This window comes from Pseudomonas sp. LB1P83, from assembly GCF_054897885.1.
Genome location: NZ_CM142709.1, coordinates 5,686,542 through 5,705,719 on the forward strand (window position 1 = coordinate 5,686,542; position 19,178 = coordinate 5,705,719).

General features: G+C 58.1%; 17 protein-coding genes. 3 read left to right on the forward strand and 14 right to left on the reverse strand.

Features of this window, described 5'->3' with window-relative positions; genetic code table 11:
* Positions 1-14 precede the first annotated feature (14 nt).
* The 7 genes from purU to ACYZTY_RS26180 form a co-directional block, all read right to left on the reverse strand.
* On the reverse strand, positions 15-872 hold the full coding sequence (gene purU, locus ACYZTY_RS26150; protein WP_008035031.1) for a formyltetrahydrofolate deformylase: 858 nt from the start codon (positions 870-872) through the stop codon (positions 15-17).
* A gap of 204 nt (positions 873-1,076) precedes the next feature.
* Complete coding sequence (locus ACYZTY_RS26155) at positions 1,077-1,709, reverse strand: sarcosine oxidase subunit gamma (protein ID WP_461956041.1); 633 nt, start codon at positions 1,707-1,709, stop codon at positions 1,077-1,079.
* A gap of 161 nt (positions 1,710-1,870) precedes the next feature.
* Entirely contained in the window at positions 1,871-4,888 is a 3,018-nt protein-coding gene (locus ACYZTY_RS26160) for a sarcosine oxidase subunit alpha (RefSeq protein ID WP_461956042.1), read from the reverse strand.
* Entirely contained in the window at positions 4,885-5,214 is a 330-nt protein-coding gene (locus ACYZTY_RS26165; protein ID WP_131060659.1) for a sarcosine oxidase subunit delta, read from the reverse strand. Before ACYZTY_RS26165 ends, ACYZTY_RS26160 begins: the two co-directional genes overlap by 4 nt.
* A gap of 14 nt (positions 5,215-5,228) precedes the next feature.
* Complete coding sequence (locus ACYZTY_RS26170) at positions 5,229-6,479, reverse strand: sarcosine oxidase subunit beta (RefSeq protein WP_007947735.1); 1,251 nt, start codon at positions 6,477-6,479, stop codon at positions 5,229-5,231.
* 23 nt (positions 6,480-6,502) lie between these two features.
* Positions 6,503-7,756, reverse strand: coding sequence for a serine hydroxymethyltransferase (glyA, locus tag ACYZTY_RS26175; protein ID WP_461956043.1), 1,254 nt, complete (start codon positions 7,754-7,756; stop codon positions 6,503-6,505).
* 282 nt (positions 7,757-8,038) lie between these two features.
* On the reverse strand, positions 8,039-8,755 hold the full coding sequence (locus tag ACYZTY_RS26180) for a TraX family protein (protein ID WP_461956044.1): 717 nt from the start codon (positions 8,753-8,755) through the stop codon (positions 8,039-8,041).
* A gap of 131 nt (positions 8,756-8,886) precedes the next feature.
* Here ACYZTY_RS26180 and ACYZTY_RS26185 point away from each other — a divergent pair, with 131 nt between their 5' ends.
* Both ACYZTY_RS26185 and ACYZTY_RS26190 read left to right on the forward strand, forming a co-directional pair.
* A complete protein-coding gene (locus ACYZTY_RS26185) occupies positions 8,887-9,927 on the forward strand; it encodes a threonine aldolase family protein (RefSeq protein ID WP_285432705.1) in 1,041 nt (346 codons plus the stop codon).
* 242 nt (positions 9,928-10,169) lie between these two features.
* Positions 10,170-10,994, forward strand: a complete 825-nt coding sequence (locus ACYZTY_RS26190; RefSeq protein ID WP_461956045.1) for an SDR family oxidoreductase — start codon at positions 10,170-10,172, stop codon at positions 10,992-10,994.
* A gap of 100 nt (positions 10,995-11,094) precedes the next feature.
* Here ACYZTY_RS26190 and gbcB read toward each other — a convergent pair whose 3' ends face one another.
* On the reverse strand, positions 11,095-12,195 hold the full coding sequence (gbcB, locus tag ACYZTY_RS26195) for a glycine-betaine demethylase subunit GbcB (protein WP_461956046.1): 1,101 nt from the start codon (positions 12,193-12,195) through the stop codon (positions 11,095-11,097).
* Between the two features lie 284 nt (positions 12,196-12,479).
* On the opposite strand from gbcB, the gene gbcA reads away from it, so the two are divergent.
* On the forward strand, positions 12,480-13,775 hold the full coding sequence (gene gbcA, locus ACYZTY_RS26200; protein ID WP_461956047.1) for a glycine-betaine demethylase subunit GbcA: 1,296 nt from the start codon (positions 12,480-12,482) through the stop codon (positions 13,773-13,775).
* A 745-nt stretch (positions 13,776-14,520) separates the two neighbouring features.
* On the opposite strand, the gene ACYZTY_RS26205 is transcribed toward gbcA, so the two are convergent.
* The 6 genes from ACYZTY_RS26205 to etfB all read right to left on the reverse strand — a co-directional run bounded on the left by ACYZTY_RS26205 (position 14,521) and on the right by etfB (position 19,174).
* Entirely contained in the window at positions 14,521-14,925 is a 405-nt protein-coding gene (locus ACYZTY_RS26205; protein WP_461956048.1) for a hypothetical protein, read from the reverse strand.
* 109 nt (positions 14,926-15,034) lie between these two features.
* Entirely contained in the window at positions 15,035-15,862 is an 828-nt protein-coding gene (locus tag ACYZTY_RS26210; protein ID WP_461956049.1) for a lipid II-degrading bacteriocin, read from the reverse strand.
* 9 nt (positions 15,863-15,871) lie between these two features.
* A complete protein-coding gene (locus tag ACYZTY_RS26215) occupies positions 15,872-16,057 on the reverse strand; it encodes a Com family DNA-binding transcriptional regulator (protein WP_461956050.1) in 186 nt (61 codons plus the stop codon).
* A 395-nt stretch (positions 16,058-16,452) separates the two neighbouring features.
* Positions 16,453-17,565: a retropepsin-like aspartic protease gene (locus ACYZTY_RS26220; protein ID WP_461956051.1), complete on the reverse strand. Its 1,113-nt coding sequence runs from the start codon at positions 17,563-17,565 to the stop codon at positions 16,453-16,455.
* Between the two features lie 133 nt (positions 17,566-17,698).
* Positions 17,699-18,265, reverse strand: a complete 567-nt coding sequence (locus tag ACYZTY_RS26225) for a GNAT family N-acetyltransferase (protein WP_461956052.1) — start codon at positions 18,263-18,265, stop codon at positions 17,699-17,701.
* 138 nt (positions 18,266-18,403) lie between these two features.
* Positions 18,404-19,174: an electron transfer flavoprotein subunit beta gene (gene etfB / locus ACYZTY_RS26230; protein WP_461956053.1), complete on the reverse strand. Its 771-nt coding sequence runs from the start codon at positions 19,172-19,174 to the stop codon at positions 18,404-18,406.
* Positions 19,175-19,178: the final 4 nt, after the last annotated feature.

A 19,178-nucleotide genomic window follows, 5' to 3' on the forward strand; every position in this document is an offset into this window, starting at 1 on the left:
CCCGCGAAGGCGATCTAAAGAACGACCGTGCGATTGGCGTTCAAAAACACCCGTCGTTCAATGTGATAACCCACCGCCCGCGCCAGCGTCAGCCCTTCGATATCCCGCCCCTTGGCGATCAGGTCTTCCGGGTAATGGCTGTGATCCACGACCTCTACGCCCTGGGCGATGATCGGGCCTTCGTCCAGGTCGTTGTTGATGTAGTGCGCCGTGGCGCCGACCAGTTTCACGCCCTTGTTGTAGGCCTGGTGATAAGGCTTGGCACCCTTGAAACCCGGCAACAGAGAGTGGTGAATGTTGATCGCCTTGCCGTCGAGTTTGCGGCACAGCTCCGGCGACAGGACCTGCATGTAACGGGCAAGAATCACCAGCTCGGCGCCGGACTCCTCGATCACCTGCAACACCTGGCGCTCCTGGGACGGCTTGTCGTTCGGGTCCAGCGGGAAGTGGTAGTACGGAATCTGGTGCCAGTCGGCCAACGGCTTGAGGTCCGGGTGGTTGGAGACCACGGCGGCCACGTCCATCGACAACTGGCCGATGCGCTGGCGGTAGAGCAAATCGTTGAGGCAGTGATCGGCCTTGGAAACCATGATCACCACTTTTGGCCGATGGTGCGGCGGGGTCAGTTCGAAGATCATGCCGAAGGCCTGACCACGTTCTTCGAGGCCCGCGCGGAAGGCTTGTTCGTCAAAGCCGTCGGGCTGACGGAATTCCACGCGAATGAAAAAACGGCCCGAGAGCCGATCATCGAAGGAATGGTGTTCGGTGACGTAGCAGCCCTGCTCGAACAGAAAGCGGGTCACCGCGTCCACGGTGCCGAGGACGCTTGGGCAGTCGGCGGTCAGAATCCATGTGTCTGGGGCGCGGCTCATAGTGCGGTGACTCCTGTTCGTTGTGCTGGGTGTCAGGGAAATCCACCCCTCACCCTAGCCCTCTCCCCAAAGGGGCGAGGGGACTGACCGAGTTGTTCTTAGAGCGACATCGACCTGAAACATCAAGGTGAACTCAGGTTTTGAAAACGACAGAGATCGGCTCCCTCTCCCCCGTGGGGAGAGGGCTGGGGTGAGGGGGCGATCTCAAGCCTGAACGCTAAGCCCGTATTCAGCCGCCGCATCCTGCAACCACAACCACCAGTAATCCGAGAAGCTGCGACGGATCAGCAGTTCCCAGGTGTCTTCGGCGGTGTGGCGGATCACCAGTTGCGACTTGGCGAACACGGTCCCCACAGCCTTGCCGACCGGGAAGCTATTCGGGTGCACGTCGTAGCTGGTGGACTTCATCAGCACCTGGCGCACGTTCGGGCCGCTCAGTTCGAGGAGCTGCTGGCCGCCGCTGACGTTGGTGATCGCGATGTGCAGATCGCCCAGCGCTTCACGCAGTTTTTGCTCGGCGGCGAATTCTTCACCGGTCGGCACGATCAGCAGCCATTCATCCGGCCCCATCCATTGCAGGCTGGTTTCGCCTTTGACCACTACGGTCAACGCAGCCGGCAGTTCGATACCGAGGGCCTTGTGCACGCCAGCGGCGAAGGCGGCATCGTGGCCATCGCCACGAATGGTCAGGTGGCCGAGGAGTTTTTTCTCACGCACGGTCACGCCGGCGCTTTTGCGGCCCTTGCCCACCAGGCTATGCAGTCCTGCGTGATGCAGCGACGACTCGGCCTTGGCCCCGGTGGTTGGGCGTTGTTGGTAAACATTGGCTGTGGTCATAAAGCACCTGTTCTTGAATTCTGTTGGTTCCGGCCCTTGTGGTGGCTGGTCGCATTCCCTGTAGGAGCGAGGCTTGCCCGCGAAGGCAGCGACGCGGTTTATCTGAGGGACCGCGTTATCGTTCTTCGCGGGCAAGCCTCGCTCCTACGGGAGCTGTGGTGTTAAATGTTCTGGCGATCACCTTTCGGATCGAAGAACACCGAAGAAACGATTTCCGCCTCGATCACGCTGCCATCCGCCAGCGGTGCGAACACACGCTCACCGATGCGCTTCAAACCACCCTTCACCACGCCCATGGCAAACGAATAACCGAGGGAGTTGTGCAGGTAGCTGGAGGTGACGTGACCGACCATGGTCATCGGGATCGTCTGCTTGGTGTTGAACACCAGTTGCGCACCTTCCGGCAGCCATTTGGTCGGATCGATCGGCTTCAGGCCCACCAGCTGTTTGCGCTGATCACGCACGCAGTCTTCGCGGTTCATGCCACGCTGGCCGATCCACGAGAACGGTTTGGTGCGACCGACACACCAGCCCATGTTCAGGTCGTCCGGGGTCATCGAGCCGTCGGTGTCCTGACCGACGATGATGAAGCCCTTCTCGGCCCGCAGGATGTGCATGGTTTCGGTGCCATATGGCGTCAGGTTGTACTGCTTGCCAGCATCAACAAATTTTTCCAGCACACCCATCGCGTAGTCGGCTTGCACGTTGACTTCATACGACAGCTCACCGGTAAACGAGATCCTGAACACCCGCGCCGGCACACCGCCGACCAGACCTTCTTTCCAGGTCATGAACGGGAAGGCTTCGTTGGTCAGATCAATGTCGGTGACTTCGCTGAGCAGCTTGCGGCTGTTCGGCCCGGACAGGGTCATGGTTGCCCAGTGATCCGTCACGGAAGTGAAGTACACCTTCAGCTCTGGCCATTCGGTCTGGGAGTAGATTTCCAGCCATTGCAGCACGCGTGCCGCGCCGCCCGTGGTCGTGGTCATCACGAAGTGGTTGTCGGCGAGACAGGCGGTGACGCCGTCGTCGAAGACCATGCCGTCTTCTTTGCACATCAGGCCATAACGGGCCTTGCCCACGTCGAGCTTGGTCCAGGCGTTGGTGTAGATGCGGTTGAGGAACTCACGCGCATCCGGGCCTTGAATGTCGATCTTGCCGAGGGTCGAGGCGTCCAGCAGGCCAACGCTGTCGCGCACGGCTTTGCATTCGCGTTTGACGGCGGTGTGAATGTCTTCACCGTTTTTCGGGAAGTACCAAGGGCGCTTCCACTGACCGACATCTTCAAACTCGGCGCCGTTCTTCACGTGCCAGTGATGCAGCGCGGTGTGACGCACAGGTTCGAAGATATGCCCACAGTGACGGCCGGCCACGGCGCCGAAGGTGACCGGCGTGTAGTTCGGACGGAACATGGTGGTGCCCATCTGCGGGATGGTCACGTTCAGCGAACGGGCGGCAATGGCCAGACCGTTGACGTTGCCGAGCTTGCCCTGGTCAGTGCCGAAGCCCAGCGCGGTGTAGCGTTTGACGTGCTCGACCGACTCGAAGCCTTCGCGGGTCGCCAGTTCGATGGCCGCCGCGGTGACGTCGTTTTGCAAGTCGACGAATTGCTTCGGCGCACGTGCGGTGTTCTTTTCGTGTGGCACCTGGAACAGCGCCAGGGTTGGCTCTTCGAGACGGCTCAGGGCTTTCGGCAACGTGCCTTCGACCACGCTGAAACCGGCTTCGCTGGCTGCGCGAGCGCCACCTTCAAAGCCATCGGCCAACGAATCGCCGAGGCCATAGACGCCGTTGATGCCACCGACGCACACGCGTTTCTGCGGTGCTTCGCCCGGTACGAAACCGAGGATGTCTTCACGCCAGATCGGCTTGCCACCCAAGTGCGAAGCCAAGTGAACCACCGGGCTGTAACCGCCGGAACTGGCGACCAGGTCGCATTCAAGCCACTCGCCAGGACTGGTCACGGCGTGGGCTTTGACATCGATCGCGGCAACGCGAGCGGCGGTCACGTGCTTGCTGCCACGCGCTTCGATCACGGCGCTGCCGGTCAGGATGCGGATGCCTTTGGCGCGTGCTTCTTCAACCAGCGCACCGCGCGGATTGCTGCGCGCATCTGCGATGGCCACGACTTGCAGGCTGGCATCGAGCCAATCCAGCGCCACGCGGTAGGCGTGATCGTTGTTGGTCGACAGCACCAGTTTTTTGCCCGGTGCCACGCCGTAACGACGAACGTAAGTCGACACCGCGCCGGCGAGCATGTTGCCCGGCACGTCGTTGTTGCCGTAAACCAGCGGACGCTCGTGAGTGCCGGTCGCCAGCACTACACGCTTGGCGCGAACCCGGTGGATACGCTGACGCACCTGGCCAATCGGTGCGCGGTCGCCGAGGTGATCGGTGAGGCGCTCGTGAATGGTCAGGAAGTTATGGTCGTGGTAACCATTGACTGTGGCGCGCGACAACAGCAGCACGTCCGGGGTGTCTTTCAATTCGGCGATGACGCTGGCGACCCACTCGGCCGCAGGCTTGCCGTCGAGGCTTTCTCGGGAGTCGAGCAGGCTGCCGCCGAACTCTTCCTGCTCATCGGCGAGGATTACGCGAGCACCGCTGCGAGCTGCTGCCAATGCGGCGGCGAGGCCAGCAGGGCCACCGCCGACGATCAGCACGTCGCAGTGCTGGTTCATGTAGTCGTAGGTGTCCGGATCGTTCTCGGTCGGCGAACGGCCAAGGCCGGCGGCCTTACGAATGTACTTCTCGTAAGTCATCCAGAATGATTGCGGGTACATGAAGGTTTTGTAGTAGAAGCCCGGCGGCATCAGCTTGCCGCCGACCTTGCCGAGAATCCCCATCATGTCGTTGTTCACGCTCGGCCAGCCGTTGGTGCTGGTGGCGACCAAACCTTGATACAGCGCTTGTTGTGTGGCGCGTACGTTCGGGATTTGCGTGGCTTCGGTCGCGCCGATCTGCAGCACGGCATTCGGCTCTTCGGCGCCAGCGGCGAAGATGCCGCGCGGACGGGAATACTTGAAGCTGCGACCGATGATGTCGACGCCGTTGGCCAGCAAGGCAGCGGCCAGCGAATCGCCTTCAAAGCCTTTGTAGACCTGGCCGTTGAAGGTGAAGCTCAACACTTTGTTGCGGTCGATCCGTCCGCCGTTGGACAGGCGATTGATCTGGCTCATACCTTCTCTCCCAGAGCCGTCGTGGCCGCTTTCGGGCTATCGGTCTTGTCGGTGAACTGCGGCTTGGCGCCGATCTTGTAGGTCTCGAGAATCTCGTAGGTCACGGTGTCGCGGGTGGCGTTGAAGTACTGACGGCAACCGGCGACGTGATCCCACAGCTCGTGGTGCAGACCGCGAGGGTTATCGCGGAAGAACATGTAGTCGCCCCACTCCTCGTCGGTGCAGGTCGTCGGATCCAGTGGACGCGGGATGTGCGCCTGGCCGGATGCGTGGAATTCCTCTTCAGAGCGCAGCTCGCCGCAGTGAGGACAGAAGATATGCAACATGGGGATTTCTCCTGTTAGTGGGCAACCGCAGCAGCGCCGTGTTCATCGATCAACGCACCGTTGTGGAAACGGTCGATGGAGAAAGGTGCGGCCAATGGGTGCATTTCACCCTTGGCCAGGCTCGCGGCAAACACGTTGCCCGAGCCGGGTGTTGCCTTGAAGCCACCGGTGCCCCAACCGCAGTTGAAGAACATGTTCGGGACCGGGGTTTTCGAGATGATCGGGCAGGCGTCCGGCGTGGTGTCGACGATGCCGCCCCACTGACGGTTCATGCGTACGCGCGACAGCACCGGGAACATCTCGACGATGGCCTGGATGGTGTGTTCGATCACCGGGTACGAACCACGCTGGCCGTAGCCGTTGTAGCCGTCGATGCCGGCTCCGATCACCAGGTCGCCCTTGTCGGACTGGCTGATGTAGCCGTGTACGGCGTTGGACATGATCACGCTGTCGATAATCGGCTTGATCGGCTCGGACACCAGCGCTTGCAGCGGGTGGGATTCGATCGGCAGACGGAAACCGGCCAGTTTGGCCATGTGCCCGGAGTTACCGGCGGTCACTACACCGACGCGTTTGGCGCCGATGAAGCCTTTGTTGGTTTCAACACCGATGCACACGCCGTTTTCCTTGCGGAAACCGATCACTTCGGTCTGCTGGATCAAGTCCACGCCCAAGGCGTCAGCGGCACGGGCAAAGCCCCAGGCCACGGCATCGTGACGAGCCACGCCGCCGCGACGCTGGACGGTAGCGCCCATCACCGGGTAGCGAGTGTTCTTCGAGCAGTCGAGGTAAGGAATCTCGTCGGCCACTTGTTTGGCATCGAGCAGTTCACCGTCCACGCCGTTGAGGCGGTTGGCGCTGACCCGACGCTCGGAATCACGAATGTCCTGCAGGGTGTGGCACAGGTTGTAAACGCCGCGCTGGGAGAACATCACGTTGTAGTTCAGGTCCTGGGACAGGCCTTCCCACAATTTCATTGCGTGTTCGTACAGGTGCGCCGACTCGTCCCACAGGTAGTTGGAGCGAACGATGGTGGTGTTGCGCGCGGTGTTACCGCCGCCCAGCCAGCCTTTTTCGACCACGGCCACGTTGGTGATGCCGTGCTCTTTGGCGAGGTAGTAGGCGGTCGCCAGACCATGCCCGCCACCGCCGACGATGACCACGTCATAGACCTTTTTAGGGGTCGGCGTGCGCCACATCTTCTGCCAGTTTTCGTGATGGCTGAGGGAGTGTTTGAAGAGGCCGAAGCCCGAGTAGCGTTGCATAGTCATTTACTCCAAAACCGCGCTCAGCGATAAACCGGGAAGTCCGCGCACAGTGCCGACACTTGCTGGGCGACATTGGCCTCGACATCGGCGTCGCCGAGGTTGTCGAGAATGTCGCAGATCCAGCCGGCCAGCGTGACGCACTGGGTAACCTTGAAGCCGCGCGTGGTCACCGCCGGGGTGCCGATGCGCAGGCCGGAGGTCACGAACGGCGACTGCGGGTCGTTCGGGACAGCGTTCTTGTTCACGGTGATGTGGGAGCGACCGAGTGCTGCATCCGCCTCTTTGCCGGTGAGGCCCTGACGGATCAGGCTGACCAGGAACAGGTGGTTATCGGTGCCGCCGGACACTACATCGTAGCCGCGTTTGATAAACACGCCGGCCATGGCCTGGGCGTTGTCGATCACTTGTTGTTGATAGGCCTTGAAACCGGGCTCCAAAGCTTCCTTGAAGCACACCGCTTTACCGGCGATCACGTGCATCAGCGGGCCGCCCTGGGCACCCGGGAAGACTGCCGCGTTGAGTTTCTTCTCGATTTCTTCGTTGGCCTTGCACAGGATCAGGCCGCCACGCGGACCGCGCAGGGTCTTGTGGGTGGTGGTGGTGACCACATCGGCGTACGGCAGCGGGTTCGGGTACAGACCGGCAGCGACCAGACCTGCGACGTGGGCCATGTCGACGAACAGCAGCGCACCGACCTTGTCGGCGATCTGACGGAAGCGCGGGAAGTCGAGGGTCTTGGAGTAGGCCGAGAAACCGGCAACGATCATCTTCGGCTTGCATTCGACGGCCAGACGCTCGACTTCGTCGTAGTCGATCAGCCCGGTTTTGGTGTCAATGCCGTACTGCACGGCGTTGTACAGCTTGCCCGAGGACGACACTTTGGCGCCGTGGGTCAGGTGACCACCGTGGGCCAGGCTCATGCCGAGAATGGTGTCGCCGGCTTGCAGCAGGGCCAGGTAAACGGCGCTGTTGGCCGAGGAACCGGAGTGCGGCTGGACGTTGGCGTAATCGGCGCCGAACAGTTGCTTGGCGCGTTCAATGGCCAGGGCTTCAACTTTATCGACGTGCTCGCAGCCACCGTAGTAGCGCTTGCCCGGATAGCCTTCGGCGTATTTGTTGGTCAGGCCACTGCCTTGCGCTTCCATGACGCGTTTGCTGGTGTAGTTCTCGGACGCGATCAGCTCGATGTGATCTTCCTGGCGTTGCTCCTCGGCATTCATCGCCGCCAGCAGTGCATCGTCGTAACCCTGGATCTGGTCTTGCTTGCTGAACATCGCGTCTCTCCCAGCGGCATCTATGCGCCATTCGTCTCGGTAAGGCACTGGTGTTTCGACAGTGCCCTTTGATGCGATGGTATGACCGGCGCAGACAGGCCAAATGCCTACGGACGCCACGCAAAGGTGCGTTTACGACATGGCGGGAAATGACAGGCCAAGCCCGGTTCTCAAATCAGCGAGAAACCCTGTGGGAGCTGGCTTGCCAGCGATGACGGCGTCACATACAGCATTGATGGCGGCTGGCCCACCGCTATCGCTGGCAAGCCAGCTCCCACAGGGTTATGCGGCGATCTCGCGGACGAGTAATAGCAGCAGGAAATGCAGCGGATACAGGGCATACGCCCAACGCCGCATCGGCGGTGGCTTTAGATGTCGGGCATGTCGCAACAAGACCAGCCCCAGCACTGGCGCAATCAGACAAGTGGCAATGCCAAGCATGGCTGCACTGTTACCGAACCGCGCGGCGTGATAAAGCACCTCCCATTGATTGCCCGCCAGACACACCAGCCCCGGCAACAGGCTGAAGTACCAGGGCCGCTTGATCACCAGCAACATCGCCAGCGGCAGCAGCACCCCGAAAAAGCCAAACATCAGCCATTCCGGAAACAGCGCCGCCAGGGTCAGGGATCCGACTGCGAGTAGTCGCGATTGCAGCGTCTTGTCCTGCCAGCCACGCGCCACCAACAAACCCAAGGCCAACGTGGGCATCACGTTCAAGGTGTCGGTATCTGGAATGTACATCCGGTAGGGAATTTCACTGATCGCGCTGAACAGCAGCAACCAACCCAGATAGCGCCACTGGCCGTCGGTCGGCACTGCACGGGACCGCGCCAGGTTCGCCGCCATCGCCAGACAGAACCACGGAAACGCCAGTCGCCCCGGCAAATACAGCAGATCAACGGAATAACCGACATATCGCAGGTGATCGAGCACCATGCACAGCAGCGCCAGCCACTTGAGCAGATCCAGTGCCCCATCCCGTTGCGTCATGTGCATAATTGCCCGTCGTCTTTGTATTTTTCTGTCAGACACAGCGCGTGTGCTCACCGGATGATCTTCGGTAAAGTGCGCACCATCATTGACCACGAAACTCTTCACCATAAGAGTCTCGACCACGGAAGCCGGCCATGACCGATAAGAGCCAACAATTCGCCAGCGACAACTATTCCGGTATCTGCCCTGAAGCCTGGGCTGCCATGGAACAGGCCAACCACGGCCACCAACGCGCTTATGGCGACGATGAATGGACCGCGCGCGCGTCCGATGATTTCCGCAAACTGTTCGAAACCGACTGCGAAGTGTTCTTCGCCTTCAACGGCACTGCGGCCAACTCGCTGGCCCTGTCGTCGCTGTGCCAGAGTTACCACAGCGTGATCTGCTCGGAAACCGCCCACGTCGAAACCGATGAGTGCGGCGCGCCGGAATTCTTCTCCAACGGCTCCAAGCTGCTCATTGCCCGCACCGAAAACGGCAAGCTGACCCCGGAATCGATCCGCGAAGTCGCCCTCAAGCGCCAGGACATCCACTACCCAAAACCGCGTGTCGTGACCCTGACCCAGGCCACGGAAGTCGGCAGCGTCTACACCCCGGAAGAAATCCGCGCCATCAGCGCCACCTGCAAAGAGCTGGGCCTGAACCTGCACATGGACGGCGCGCGCTTCTCCAACGCCTGCGCATTCCTCGGCTGCTCCCCGGCCGATCTGACCTGGAAAGCCGGCGTCGACGTGCTGTGCTTCGGCGGCACGAAAAACGGCATGGCGGTGGGTGAGGCGATTCTGTTCTTCAACCACAAACTGGCTGAAGACTTCGATTACCGTTGCAAACAGGCCGGGCAGCTTGCATCCAAGATGCGCTTCCTCTCAGCCCCTTGGGTCGGGATCCTGGAAAACGACGCCTGGCTCAAATACGCCCGCCACGCCAACCATTGCGCGCAGCTGCTCGCTGAATTGGTGAGCGACATTCCAGGCGTTGAACTGATGTTCCCGGTGCAGGCTAACGGCGTGTTCCTGCAACTCTCGGAACCGGCCATCGCCGCACTGACCGCCAAGGGCTGGCGTTTCTACACCTTCATCGGCAACGGCGGCGCACGCTTCATGTGCTCGTGGGACACCGAAGAAGAACGTGTGCGGGAACTGGCTCGGGATATCCGCGAAGTGATGTCCCACTAAGCAGAAAACCGATCCCCCTGTGGCGAGGGAGCTTGCTCCCGCTGGGCTGCGAAGCAGACCCAAAGTCTGAGAATGCGGTCTATCAGGCAGACCGCATTGGCTGGTTTTACGACTGCTGCGCAGTCGAGCGGGAGCAAGCTCCCTCGCCACAAAAGCTCACTCACCGCTCATCACGCGTCTTGGTCTACATTGTCCTGCGAGCCACTCGATTCGCTCAGATAACAATAATCAGGAGCGTACGCATGTCATTACAAGGCAAAACCCTGTTCATCACCGGCGCCAGCCGCGGGATTGGTCGCGAGATCGCGCTGCGGGCTGCGCGGGACGGGGCCAATATCGTAATTGCCGCCAAGAGCGCCGAGCCCCATCCCAAATTGCCGGGGACGATTTTCAGCGTGGCGCAGGAAGTTGAAGCCGCGGGAGGCAAGGCCCTGGCTTTGCAGGTGGATGTACGCGATGAAGTCGCGGTGCGTGAAGCATTGGCCCAGGCCAACGAACATTTCGGCGGTATTGATGCGCTGATCAACAATGCCGGGGCGATCAAATTGACCGGGGTGCAACACATCGAGCTCAAGCGCTTCGACCTGATGCACCAGATCAACACCCGCGCCGTGTTGCTCTGCAGTCAGGCGGCGCTGCCTTACTTGAAGAAGAGCAGCGGTCACATCCTCAACCTGTCGCCGCCGCTGAATCTGGCGACCCAGTGGTTCGCCCAGTACAGCCCTTATACCGTGACCAAATACGGCATGAGCATGCTGACGGTGGGCATGAGCGAGGAATTCAAGAACTACGGCATCAGCGTCAACTCGCTGTGGCCGCAGACCATGATTGCCACCGCCGCCATCGAGTTTCAGCTGGGGTCACGGGAGTCCTTCAAGCATGCGCGCACGCCCGCGATCATGGCGGATGCCGCCCACGTGATTCTGGACAGCAGCGGTCGCAGCATTACCGGGCGGTTGCTGATTGATGAGGAAATTCTGCGGGAGCATGGCGTGACCGAATTCGAGCATTACCGCTTTGAGCCCGGCACCAACGACAAGCTGATGCCGGACTTGTTTGTGGACTGAAATGCCATCCCTTGTAGGAGCGAGCCTGCTCGCGATAGCGGCGGTACATTCACCATCGCTTTCGCGAGCAGGCTCACTCCTACATGTCGCGCGGCGTATATCAGAACTCGATCCGCACGTCGCCCTTCGGCACGCTGCAGCACGACAGGATGTAGCCCTCGGCTTCGTCTTCCTCGGTAATCCCGCCGTTGTGGTCCATCTCGACCTCGCCTCCCAGCTTGAGCACCTTGCACGTGCCGCAGATGCCCATCCCGCAGGCCTTCGGAATCAGCAGGCCGAGCTTGGCCGCCGCCGCATGCACGGTTTCACCCGGGGCCACGCGAATGCTCTTGCCGGAGGAGATAAATTCGACTTGATGCAGGTCCGCCAGATCGACTTCCGGCGCATCCGCAGCAATTTCGGCCTGCTCCACCGCATCCGCACGGGCTTCCGGCGGCGTCGCACCGAACGATTCCTCGTGATAACGCGACATGTCGAAGCCGACCGCTTCGAGCATGCGCTTGACCGCGTTCATGTACGGCGTCGGGCCGCAGCAGAACACTTCGCGCTCCATGAAGTCCGGCGTCATCAGTTCGAGCATTTTGTGGTTCAAGTAGCCGCGATAACCGGCCCACGGCTCGCCCAGGCCATGCTTCTCGCAGATCAGGTGCAGGCTGAAATTGTCGATCCGCGACGCCATGTGTTCCAGCTCGCGGTGGTAAATGATGTCTTTGGGCGAGCGGGCGCTGTGGATGAACACCATGTCGACGTTGCCGTTGGTGTCGTAAAACCAGCGAGCCATGGACATGACCGGCGTAATGCCGACGCCGCCGCTGAGGTACAACACCTTCGGCGCGCTGAAGTCCATGGCGTTGAACAGCCCGACCGGCCCGTGTACCGCCAGTTCCTGACCTTCATGCAGGGTGTCGTGCAGCCAGTTCGAGACCTTGCCGCCCGGCACACGCTTGATCGTGACCGAAAAGCTGTACGGCACCGACGGCGAGCTGGAAATGGTGTAGGAGCGCATGATCGGCACGCCTTCGATTTCCAGCTCCAGGGTGACGAACTGCCCCGGTTTAAAGAAGAACAGAATCGGCTGGTCCGCCATAAAGCAGAAGGTGCGCACATCCCAGGTTTCCTGGATGACTTTGACGCAACGGACGATGTGTCGACCGTTGGCCCAGGTCTGGGTGGTTACCGGATTCAGGAAGCTGTTGGACATGCTGTTCTCCACCGCCGATGGTCGGCCTTATGTTGGCGATTCTGCGTATAGCGCGAGCCACCCATTTACCTATCTGCGACATTCACATACTTATCGCGACCAGGCCCCAACTACCGGGGGTTGCGCGTCGGGAACAGATTGGGCCATGTCGCCCATGGATAAGGTTCTGGCAAGCGCCGGCCCCACACTCGCCCCATACCAAGACACAATCTTTACACCTTGCGTAGCAAAACCTGATTAGCCACTTTCGCCGGCCACACAGAATGGCCTTGAGGATCAAATCGATGGACGTCACCGCAAAAATCAGCCTGGGCGATCCGCTGGAACCCGCACGCAAGGCCACCGCGCAGATGCTGCAAGAGCGCGAGCGTACTTTCTCGCTGCCGCAGCCGTTTTACTCTGACGAGCGGCTGTTTGATATCGACATGCAGGAAATCTTCCAGAAAGAGTGGTTGATCGCCGGCATGGCCTGCGAAATACCGACCAAGGGCAACTACCTGACTCTGCAAGTCGGCAAGAACCCGATCATCGTGATTCGTGGCGCCGAAGGCGTGATTCATGCGTTCCACAACGTCTGCCGTCACCGCGGTTCGCGTCTGTGCACCAGTGAAAAAGGCAAGGTCGCCAAGCTGGTCTGCCATTACCACCAGTGGACCTACGAGCTGGACGGTCGCCTGCTGTTCGCCGGCACCGAAATGGGCGCCGATTTCGACATGAAGGAGTACGGCCTTAAACCGGTGAACGTGAAGACCGCCGGCGGCTACATTTTCATCAGCCTCGCGGAGAACCCGCCGGCCATTGATGACTTCCTGTCGACGCTGAACCATTACATGGAACCGTACGACATGGAGAACACCAAGGTGGCGATTACCACCACCTTGATGGAAAAGGCCAACTGGAAACTGGTGCTGGAAAACAACCGCGAGTGCTACCACTGCAACGCATCGCACCCGGAACTGTTGAAAACCCTGCTGGAATGGGACGACGTCACCGACCCGCGTGCCGACCAGGCCTTCAAGGACCATGTCGCCGCCTCCGCCGCTTCCTGGGAAGCCGAGAAGATTCCTTACGCCCACGCCAGCTTCGGCCTGCGTAACCGCATCGTGCGCATGCCGCTGCTGAAGGGCACCGTGTCGATGACCCTCGACGGCAAACAGGGCTGCGCCAAACTCATGGGCCGCATCAAAAACCCGGACCTGGGCTCGATGCGCATCCTGCACCTGCCGCACTCGTGGAACCACTGCATGGGCGACCACATTATCGTCTTCACGGTGTGGCCGATCAGCGCTCAGGAAACCATGGTCACCACCAAGTGGATCGTCCACAAGGACGCGGTAGAAGGCGTGGACTATGACGTGGATCGAATGCGCCAGGTCTGGGACGCCACCAACGACCAGGACCGTCGCCTGGCAGAAGAGAACCAACGCGGCATCAACTCCACGGCGTACCAGCCAGGGCCTTACTCCAAGACCTATGAGTTTGGCGTGGTCAACTTTGTCGATTGGTACAGCGAGCGTTTGCTGAACAACCTGGGGGCCGAGCCTGCGCCTTATCTCAAAGGCGTGCCGGTTCAGGGCTGACCGATCCGCTGAGACAAAAAACCGCGAACATGTTTCGCGGTTTTTTATTGTTCAAATTTCGACCAATCGCTTTAGAGCTGCCGCTGGCATGGGGCTGTAGAGATTCGCAAACAAGTTATCCACACCTCCACCCACAGCTAATGGGGACAAGTCAGGTTTTGCTCGAAACTTTCTCCTCGAAAAGTGAATAAAATTCGTGACTTATCCAGAGGCAGGGTTTTGAACAACGATTGGTTGTTTTTTGATCTATAGCTTGAAAGGCACGTTCTACGTGGCTTGCAGCAGATCGCAAACACCTTATCCACAGAAGCGCCAACAGACTTTGGGGGCAACTTTATCGGATCTGTGGAAAACCCTCGGAAACCGCGATAAATCGGGGTTTGCGAGTGGTTTATCACGCTAAAACGATCATTTGATCGTTTTTTGATCGATCTCCTGATAAGCCCGTTAAATAAGGCCTGTAGAGGACAGCGAACATCTTATCCACAGATGCGCTAACAGGGATTGGGGGCAAGTATTGGCGTGCGTGAAAAGTTATCCTCAGCAAAAAGCTCGAAAAAACCGTGAGTTAGCCTGGTTGTTTTTTGTACGAAGGGTTGCAGGGCTTGGTTTGTATGGGGTGCAGCGAAGGACGAACATGTTATCCACAGAAGCGCTAACAGGGATTGTGGGTAACCCGATCAGATTCAATGGCCGATGTGCTTTTCTGCAATCGGTCACCTATAGACACTCTCGTCAAGGACGCCTACGTTCGTTTTGGGGCAGCGATTACGACCAACCCTATCACACCAAAATATAGGCTTATGCCCGCGATTCCAGAAAACGTTCCAAGAGCATACGAGCCAATTACAAAAATACCCATTAACGAGGCAAGCAAAAGGAGGAGGTTCGAAGTAAAAAAAACAGCTAGCCCTATACCAAACGATTTCGGCTTTATCTTCAGCGCGACAAGCATTCCCAACCCTGTAAATATGATAGCTAACAGGCCTATAACTTGAAGAGCCACCGTGTAAATTATTATTGCGGGCAAACCTCTCGTGTCAGAAAGGTCATCCACGTTCTCTGGAGAATCAACCCCTGCCGACAACAAGCAGAACCAAGCACCAATGAATAATAAAATCGCAATTAATAATTGTCGATATTGGTGCATGAACAGTTCCTCTTCCAAAGAAAATTTAACTGGTCGCCAGGGTATGCACGACCAATACAGATTCATAATACTAAACGATTAGCTATTCTGCGAACGCCTTCATTGGAGACTAACGCTCAATGAAGATCAAATTTGTTCCTTTAAGGGAAATCTCATACGGCGTAGCATTCAAATATTTCTCGATAGCAGCAAGCACGCTAGTCGCATTTTCACCCACCGCACTCCTAAAAGTGCTTGGATTCGCATCGTAGATGTCATTATATGCTCTTGCACCCCCATTAAAGTTCATCCTTCCGTTTTCTTGCTTGATCATGGTCCCTTCTATTTTTAAAGTAATATTTCCTAGCCAGGATGCAGTCATCCATGAATCCGAAGACGTATTGTAAGGCACCTTATCCAAGGTAATTACAGTTCGCCCTATGGGTGCCGCAGCAAATGCAGCCTCCAGCATCGGGATTGGTGTTCTAGACAGATTTAGTCCTAGGCTATTGATGTTGGCCTCAGCAGATGCCCCGTTGCCATAAAGAAAATGCCCCAAGGCAGCAATTGGAGTTATAACGCCACCCGATAAGCCAGTGGACTCAGGTACGGAACCCGCCTTGAAGTAACGCGAGGTATAATGCAAAGCTTGTGCTGGCGACATATTAGGGTTCAAACAAATGTAGTTATCCGCAAACGGGATAGCCTGCATGTCTCGCACAACGGAAGCGACAAGACTGACAGCAACCCCATTTCTAATAGAAGCCTGTTGCTCATTAGTGATCTTTATGATCATCTCTCGCCACAAACCTTGACTGTAAAACTGGTTCCGCTCTTGTTGCTGAGCAACAAAAATCAATGCGGGGTTAGGAGCGGGCCATGCGCCGCCAGCTGCCGGCGGAGTGTAACCAGGCGCGACTGCAGTAATATCAAGAGGTGGGAGTACGATTCCATTCATATATAATTCCTACGAAGTTTGATGATCTTTCACAGCAGATGCTGTATGTGTTTCGCTCGTAGGCGATCGCTCGAGGCTCTGGGCCTTCACATGATTCAATGTGCCACATCGAGAACACTTTATCTGGAGCTCGGTAAACTCCCCGATTCTTACAAGAAGTCGTTTGCAATTACCGCATCTGCATTCCTTCAACATCGGCAAAGCCTTTTGGTTTTTGTATACACACGAATCTTCGAACAACTTATTCAGCACACTTTAAAAGCTGATTCAATAGTCACCATGTAACAGCGCTTGAAAAAATATAGCTCAACAAAAATCATTGAACAAGCCCTCAATCATCTAATCCGAAGATCCACTCTGGGGCATTGTAGGACGCCATCAGATTGAATTTAAACAGCTGCAAACTCTGACAAAACAAAGGCAAGTCATTGATATATAAATAGGTAAACGTCAAACAAGGCAAAGATAATTAGCAAAACTTTCGCCCAATAAACATCTTAAGACATGCACTATAAGAAAGGAGTTACGCTAATAACCAATAGAGCTGACAGATAATATTCTTCTTTCCTACGAAAAAATCTTAGCCATAATCAGCGCCTGTTGAAACACGACCGGCCCGAGTCGATGTCCAGATTGAGCTCATAGTCGTCGAATGCCCGCCACCCGAACAAAATCGAAGGCACGTACCGCCCCGCCAATATCGACAGTGGAATCGTAAAGTTTGGGTAGTGTTTATAAGTGACCGTTGCGGTGTGCCCTGACAGATTCAACTCGCCCTGGAAGGTTTGATAGTGGGGTTTGGCGGCGACGTGAACGGGTGAGTTGCCCGGCGTGGCGGACGTCAGGTAATCAACGTTCCCGGTGTCGATAATCGCCAGGGTTGCCCGACGATCAAGCCGTGCGGCAATGGTCAATCGTTGATTGATGTCCATGCGCGTATACGTGATCGGCGAATCACATCGGGTGGGAGGCTGGGCGTTAAGCTCCAGGGTTTTCTTGGTGATTTTCAGGCGCCCCAACTTACCGATCAGGTCCAGCCCCAACAGGTTGTCCCGGTCACTGACAAACACCAGCACATTCCTGAATTCGCTTGCGCCGATCTTTAACGACTTGAGGATCCCGAGTTTGGCCGACAGGTCGCGCTCACCATAAAACGTGCTGTAGCCATAATGGGAGTCGGTTAACAGCTTGATCCCCATTCGCTTCGCGGTTGCGGCGTTGACCCGGGTTTGAGGGGCGCCCGTGTCCAGAATGAAGCGTGACGAGAAACCATTGGCCGCTTGGACATCGATGTAGGGCAACACTTCGTCAATCACGTAATCGTCGTCGGCGTAAGGGTAAATCGCCAGGACTTCGTGACGCTTCGTTCTCTCCACGGAAAAATCGGCGACAGTGCGTAACATCGCGATCGATTGGCTGCCGAACATGGAAAACAACACGTTGAGTTCTGGGTCGCTCGCTATCGCTCGGGCATGACGACGCTTGATCGCCAGATAGTAATCGGGAAGCTGGTTGGCGGCTTTGGTCTCGAATATTCGGGCGAAGACGGACACTGAACAATTGAGGTTTTCATCAGCAGCCAAGACTTTGTCGCACTGCTGGTGCATCTGCGCCGGGGAGGCTTTTTGCCCCTGTTCCGACGCTAACCATCGGTAAAAATCCGGTTCTTCTTTGCTGACGCCAGCTGTCGAACACGTGGACATAAGCACCATCACGGCACAGATCAGACATGTCTCACGCCGACTGACCGCGTTCATGGTCAACCCATTGTTGAACACGCGTTTTATGAATTAGCGCTGCTGCCGCGTTGGGCAACTCACAGTGAAATGTAGCTCACTAGGGCCGATACATCAGGTAGGCCTCACCCGTGACCCGAATCATCGGATGGGGCGTGATCTGGCAGGTGTCGACGATACGAAAGCCATGGCGCTCGTAAAACCGGCGAGCGCCGGTGTTGGCGGCGTAGTCGATCAGGCTCAAGCCATTGAGCCCAAGCTGGCTGGCACGGTCGTAAGCGTAGGCGAGGAATTGCTTGCCCAGGCCCTGATTGCGCCAGCCCTCATGCAGCGCCAGGCTGGAAATGTAGAGGGTGTCGGGGATTTCCATCTTTGCGTAGGGTGCCAGGACCGGATCGGTCGTCGGCTCTGCCAGCGGATCGTGACGCATCACGTAGCTGTGCAGCATGCCAATGACGTTGCCATCGACCTCGGCAATCAGGCAATTCTGATAAGAAAAATCTACGTCGTCACGGGCGTAACGAATGGCGCCTACGTCCAGCAGATCCTGACCGGGCTGCGCCAGTTGGCTCCAGATGTAATCGGCAGCCCCCTCTGATGTGATTTGAAACAGACGCGCAATTTCCCGCGCATCCGCGCGCACTGCCGAACGAAATTCAACTGCCATTTTTCCCCCTGTGGGAGCGAGCCGGCTCCGGGCGGCGTTCCGACGATAGCGGTGAGTCAGTCAACATCCCAGGCGGCTGAACCACCGCTATCGCGAGCAGGCTCGCTCCCACATTATTAGTTCTGCGTTGATTTTCGGTTAGCGGACAACGCCTTCTTCGATCAGCAATTTGAGGATCGCCTCGGCGCCCGCTTGCGCAGTCACGCCTTTAAGTACCTGCCCGCCTCCGCCACTGGCCTTGGCTGTCGCGGCCTTCATCCGATCGGCGCCGCTCTTGGCCTTGATCACCTTCAAACGTTTAGGCCGTGGCTTGGCCGGTTGCAACGTGGCAACTGCCAGCAATTCATCGCCAATCACTTCGACTTCATCCGCCTGCAGCACCCCGCGCCGCGCCGGGCCATAGGCGCTCTGCCGAGGCTTCGGCGCTGCGTTGTCCACAGTGGCGAGAAACGGCAACCGAACCTTCAAACGACGGCGCTGACCACGGGGCAAGGCTTGCAGCACCAACGCAGAACTGCCATCGATGGATTCCACTTGAGCCAGCCCGACCACCAGCGGCCAGCCGAGGCTTTCCGCCAGCAGGAACGGCAACATGCCCGAGCCTTCACCGGTTTCCGCCTGGCTGCCGGTCAGCACCACCTGTGCTCCGGCGTCACGCAAATACGCGGTCAGTGCCGGCAATGCGTCGGCGCCTTCCGGTTGTTCCAGCACATGCAGTTGTTCCAGGCCCATGCCCAGATAAGCGCGTAATGCAGGTTCGGCAACATCGCCGGCATGCAGCACTTGCAAGTTATCCCCAGCCAGCTGCAGACCCAGCTCCACCGCCCGCGCATCCTGCTCCGCGCGACGTGGCCGGCCGGAGGTCGGGTGGGCGCCGATGGACACCAGGCTGATGATTTTCGTGCTCATAACC

Bases quoted from the DNA above. Each gene is read 5' to 3' on its own strand.
- ACYZTY_RS26210 (WP_461956049.1), bottom strand. From the start codon at position 15,862: ATGAATGGAATCGTACTCCCACCTCTTGATATTACTGCAGTCGCGCCT.
- gbcB (WP_461956046.1), bottom strand. From the start codon at position 12,195: ATGTCCAACAGCTTCCTGAATCCGGTAACCACCCAGACCTGGGCCAAC.
- ACYZTY_RS26185 (WP_285432705.1), top strand. From the start codon at position 8,887: ATGACCGATAAGAGCCAACAATTCGCCAGCGACAACTATTCCGGTATC.
- ACYZTY_RS26155 (WP_461956041.1), bottom strand. From the start codon at position 1,709: ATGACCACAGCCAATGTTTACCAACAACGCCCAACCACCGGGGCCAAG.
- gbcA (WP_461956047.1), top strand. From the start codon at position 12,480: ATGGACGTCACCGCAAAAATCAGCCTGGGCGATCCGCTGGAACCCGCA.
- ACYZTY_RS26165 (WP_131060659.1), bottom strand. From the start codon at position 5,214: ATGTTGCATATCTTCTGTCCTCACTGCGGCGAGCTGCGCTCTGAAGAG.
- glyA (WP_461956043.1), bottom strand. From the start codon at position 7,756: ATGTTCAGCAAGCAAGACCAGATCCAGGGTTACGACGATGCACTGCTG.
- ACYZTY_RS26215 (WP_461956050.1), bottom strand. From the start codon at position 16,057: ATGTTGAAGGAATGCAGATGCGGTAATTGCAAACGACTTCTTGTAAGA.
- ACYZTY_RS26205 (WP_461956048.1), bottom strand. From the start codon at position 14,925: ATGCACCAATATCGACAATTATTAATTGCGATTTTATTATTCATTGGT.
- ACYZTY_RS26225 (WP_461956052.1), bottom strand. From the start codon at position 18,265: ATGGCAGTTGAATTTCGTTCGGCAGTGCGCGCGGATGCGCGGGAAATT.
- ACYZTY_RS26180 (WP_461956044.1), bottom strand. From the start codon at position 8,755: ATGCACATGACGCAACGGGATGGGGCACTGGATCTGCTCAAGTGGCTG.
- etfB (WP_461956053.1), bottom strand. From the start codon at position 19,174: ATGAGCACGAAAATCATCAGCCTGGTGTCCATCGGCGCCCACCCGACC.
- ACYZTY_RS26170 (WP_007947735.1), bottom strand. From the start codon at position 6,479: ATGCAACGCTACTCGGGCTTCGGCCTCTTCAAACACTCCCTCAGCCAT.
- purU (WP_008035031.1), bottom strand. From the start codon at position 872: ATGAGCCGCGCCCCAGACACATGGATTCTGACCGCCGACTGCCCAAGC.
- ACYZTY_RS26220 (WP_461956051.1), bottom strand. From the start codon at position 17,565: ATGTCCACGTGTTCGACAGCTGGCGTCAGCAAAGAAGAACCGGATTTT.
- ACYZTY_RS26160 (WP_461956042.1), bottom strand. From the start codon at position 4,888: ATGAGCCAGATCAATCGCCTGTCCAACGGCGGACGGATCGACCGCAAC.
- ACYZTY_RS26190 (WP_461956045.1), top strand. From the start codon at position 10,170: ATGTCATTACAAGGCAAAACCCTGTTCATCACCGGCGCCAGCCGCGGG.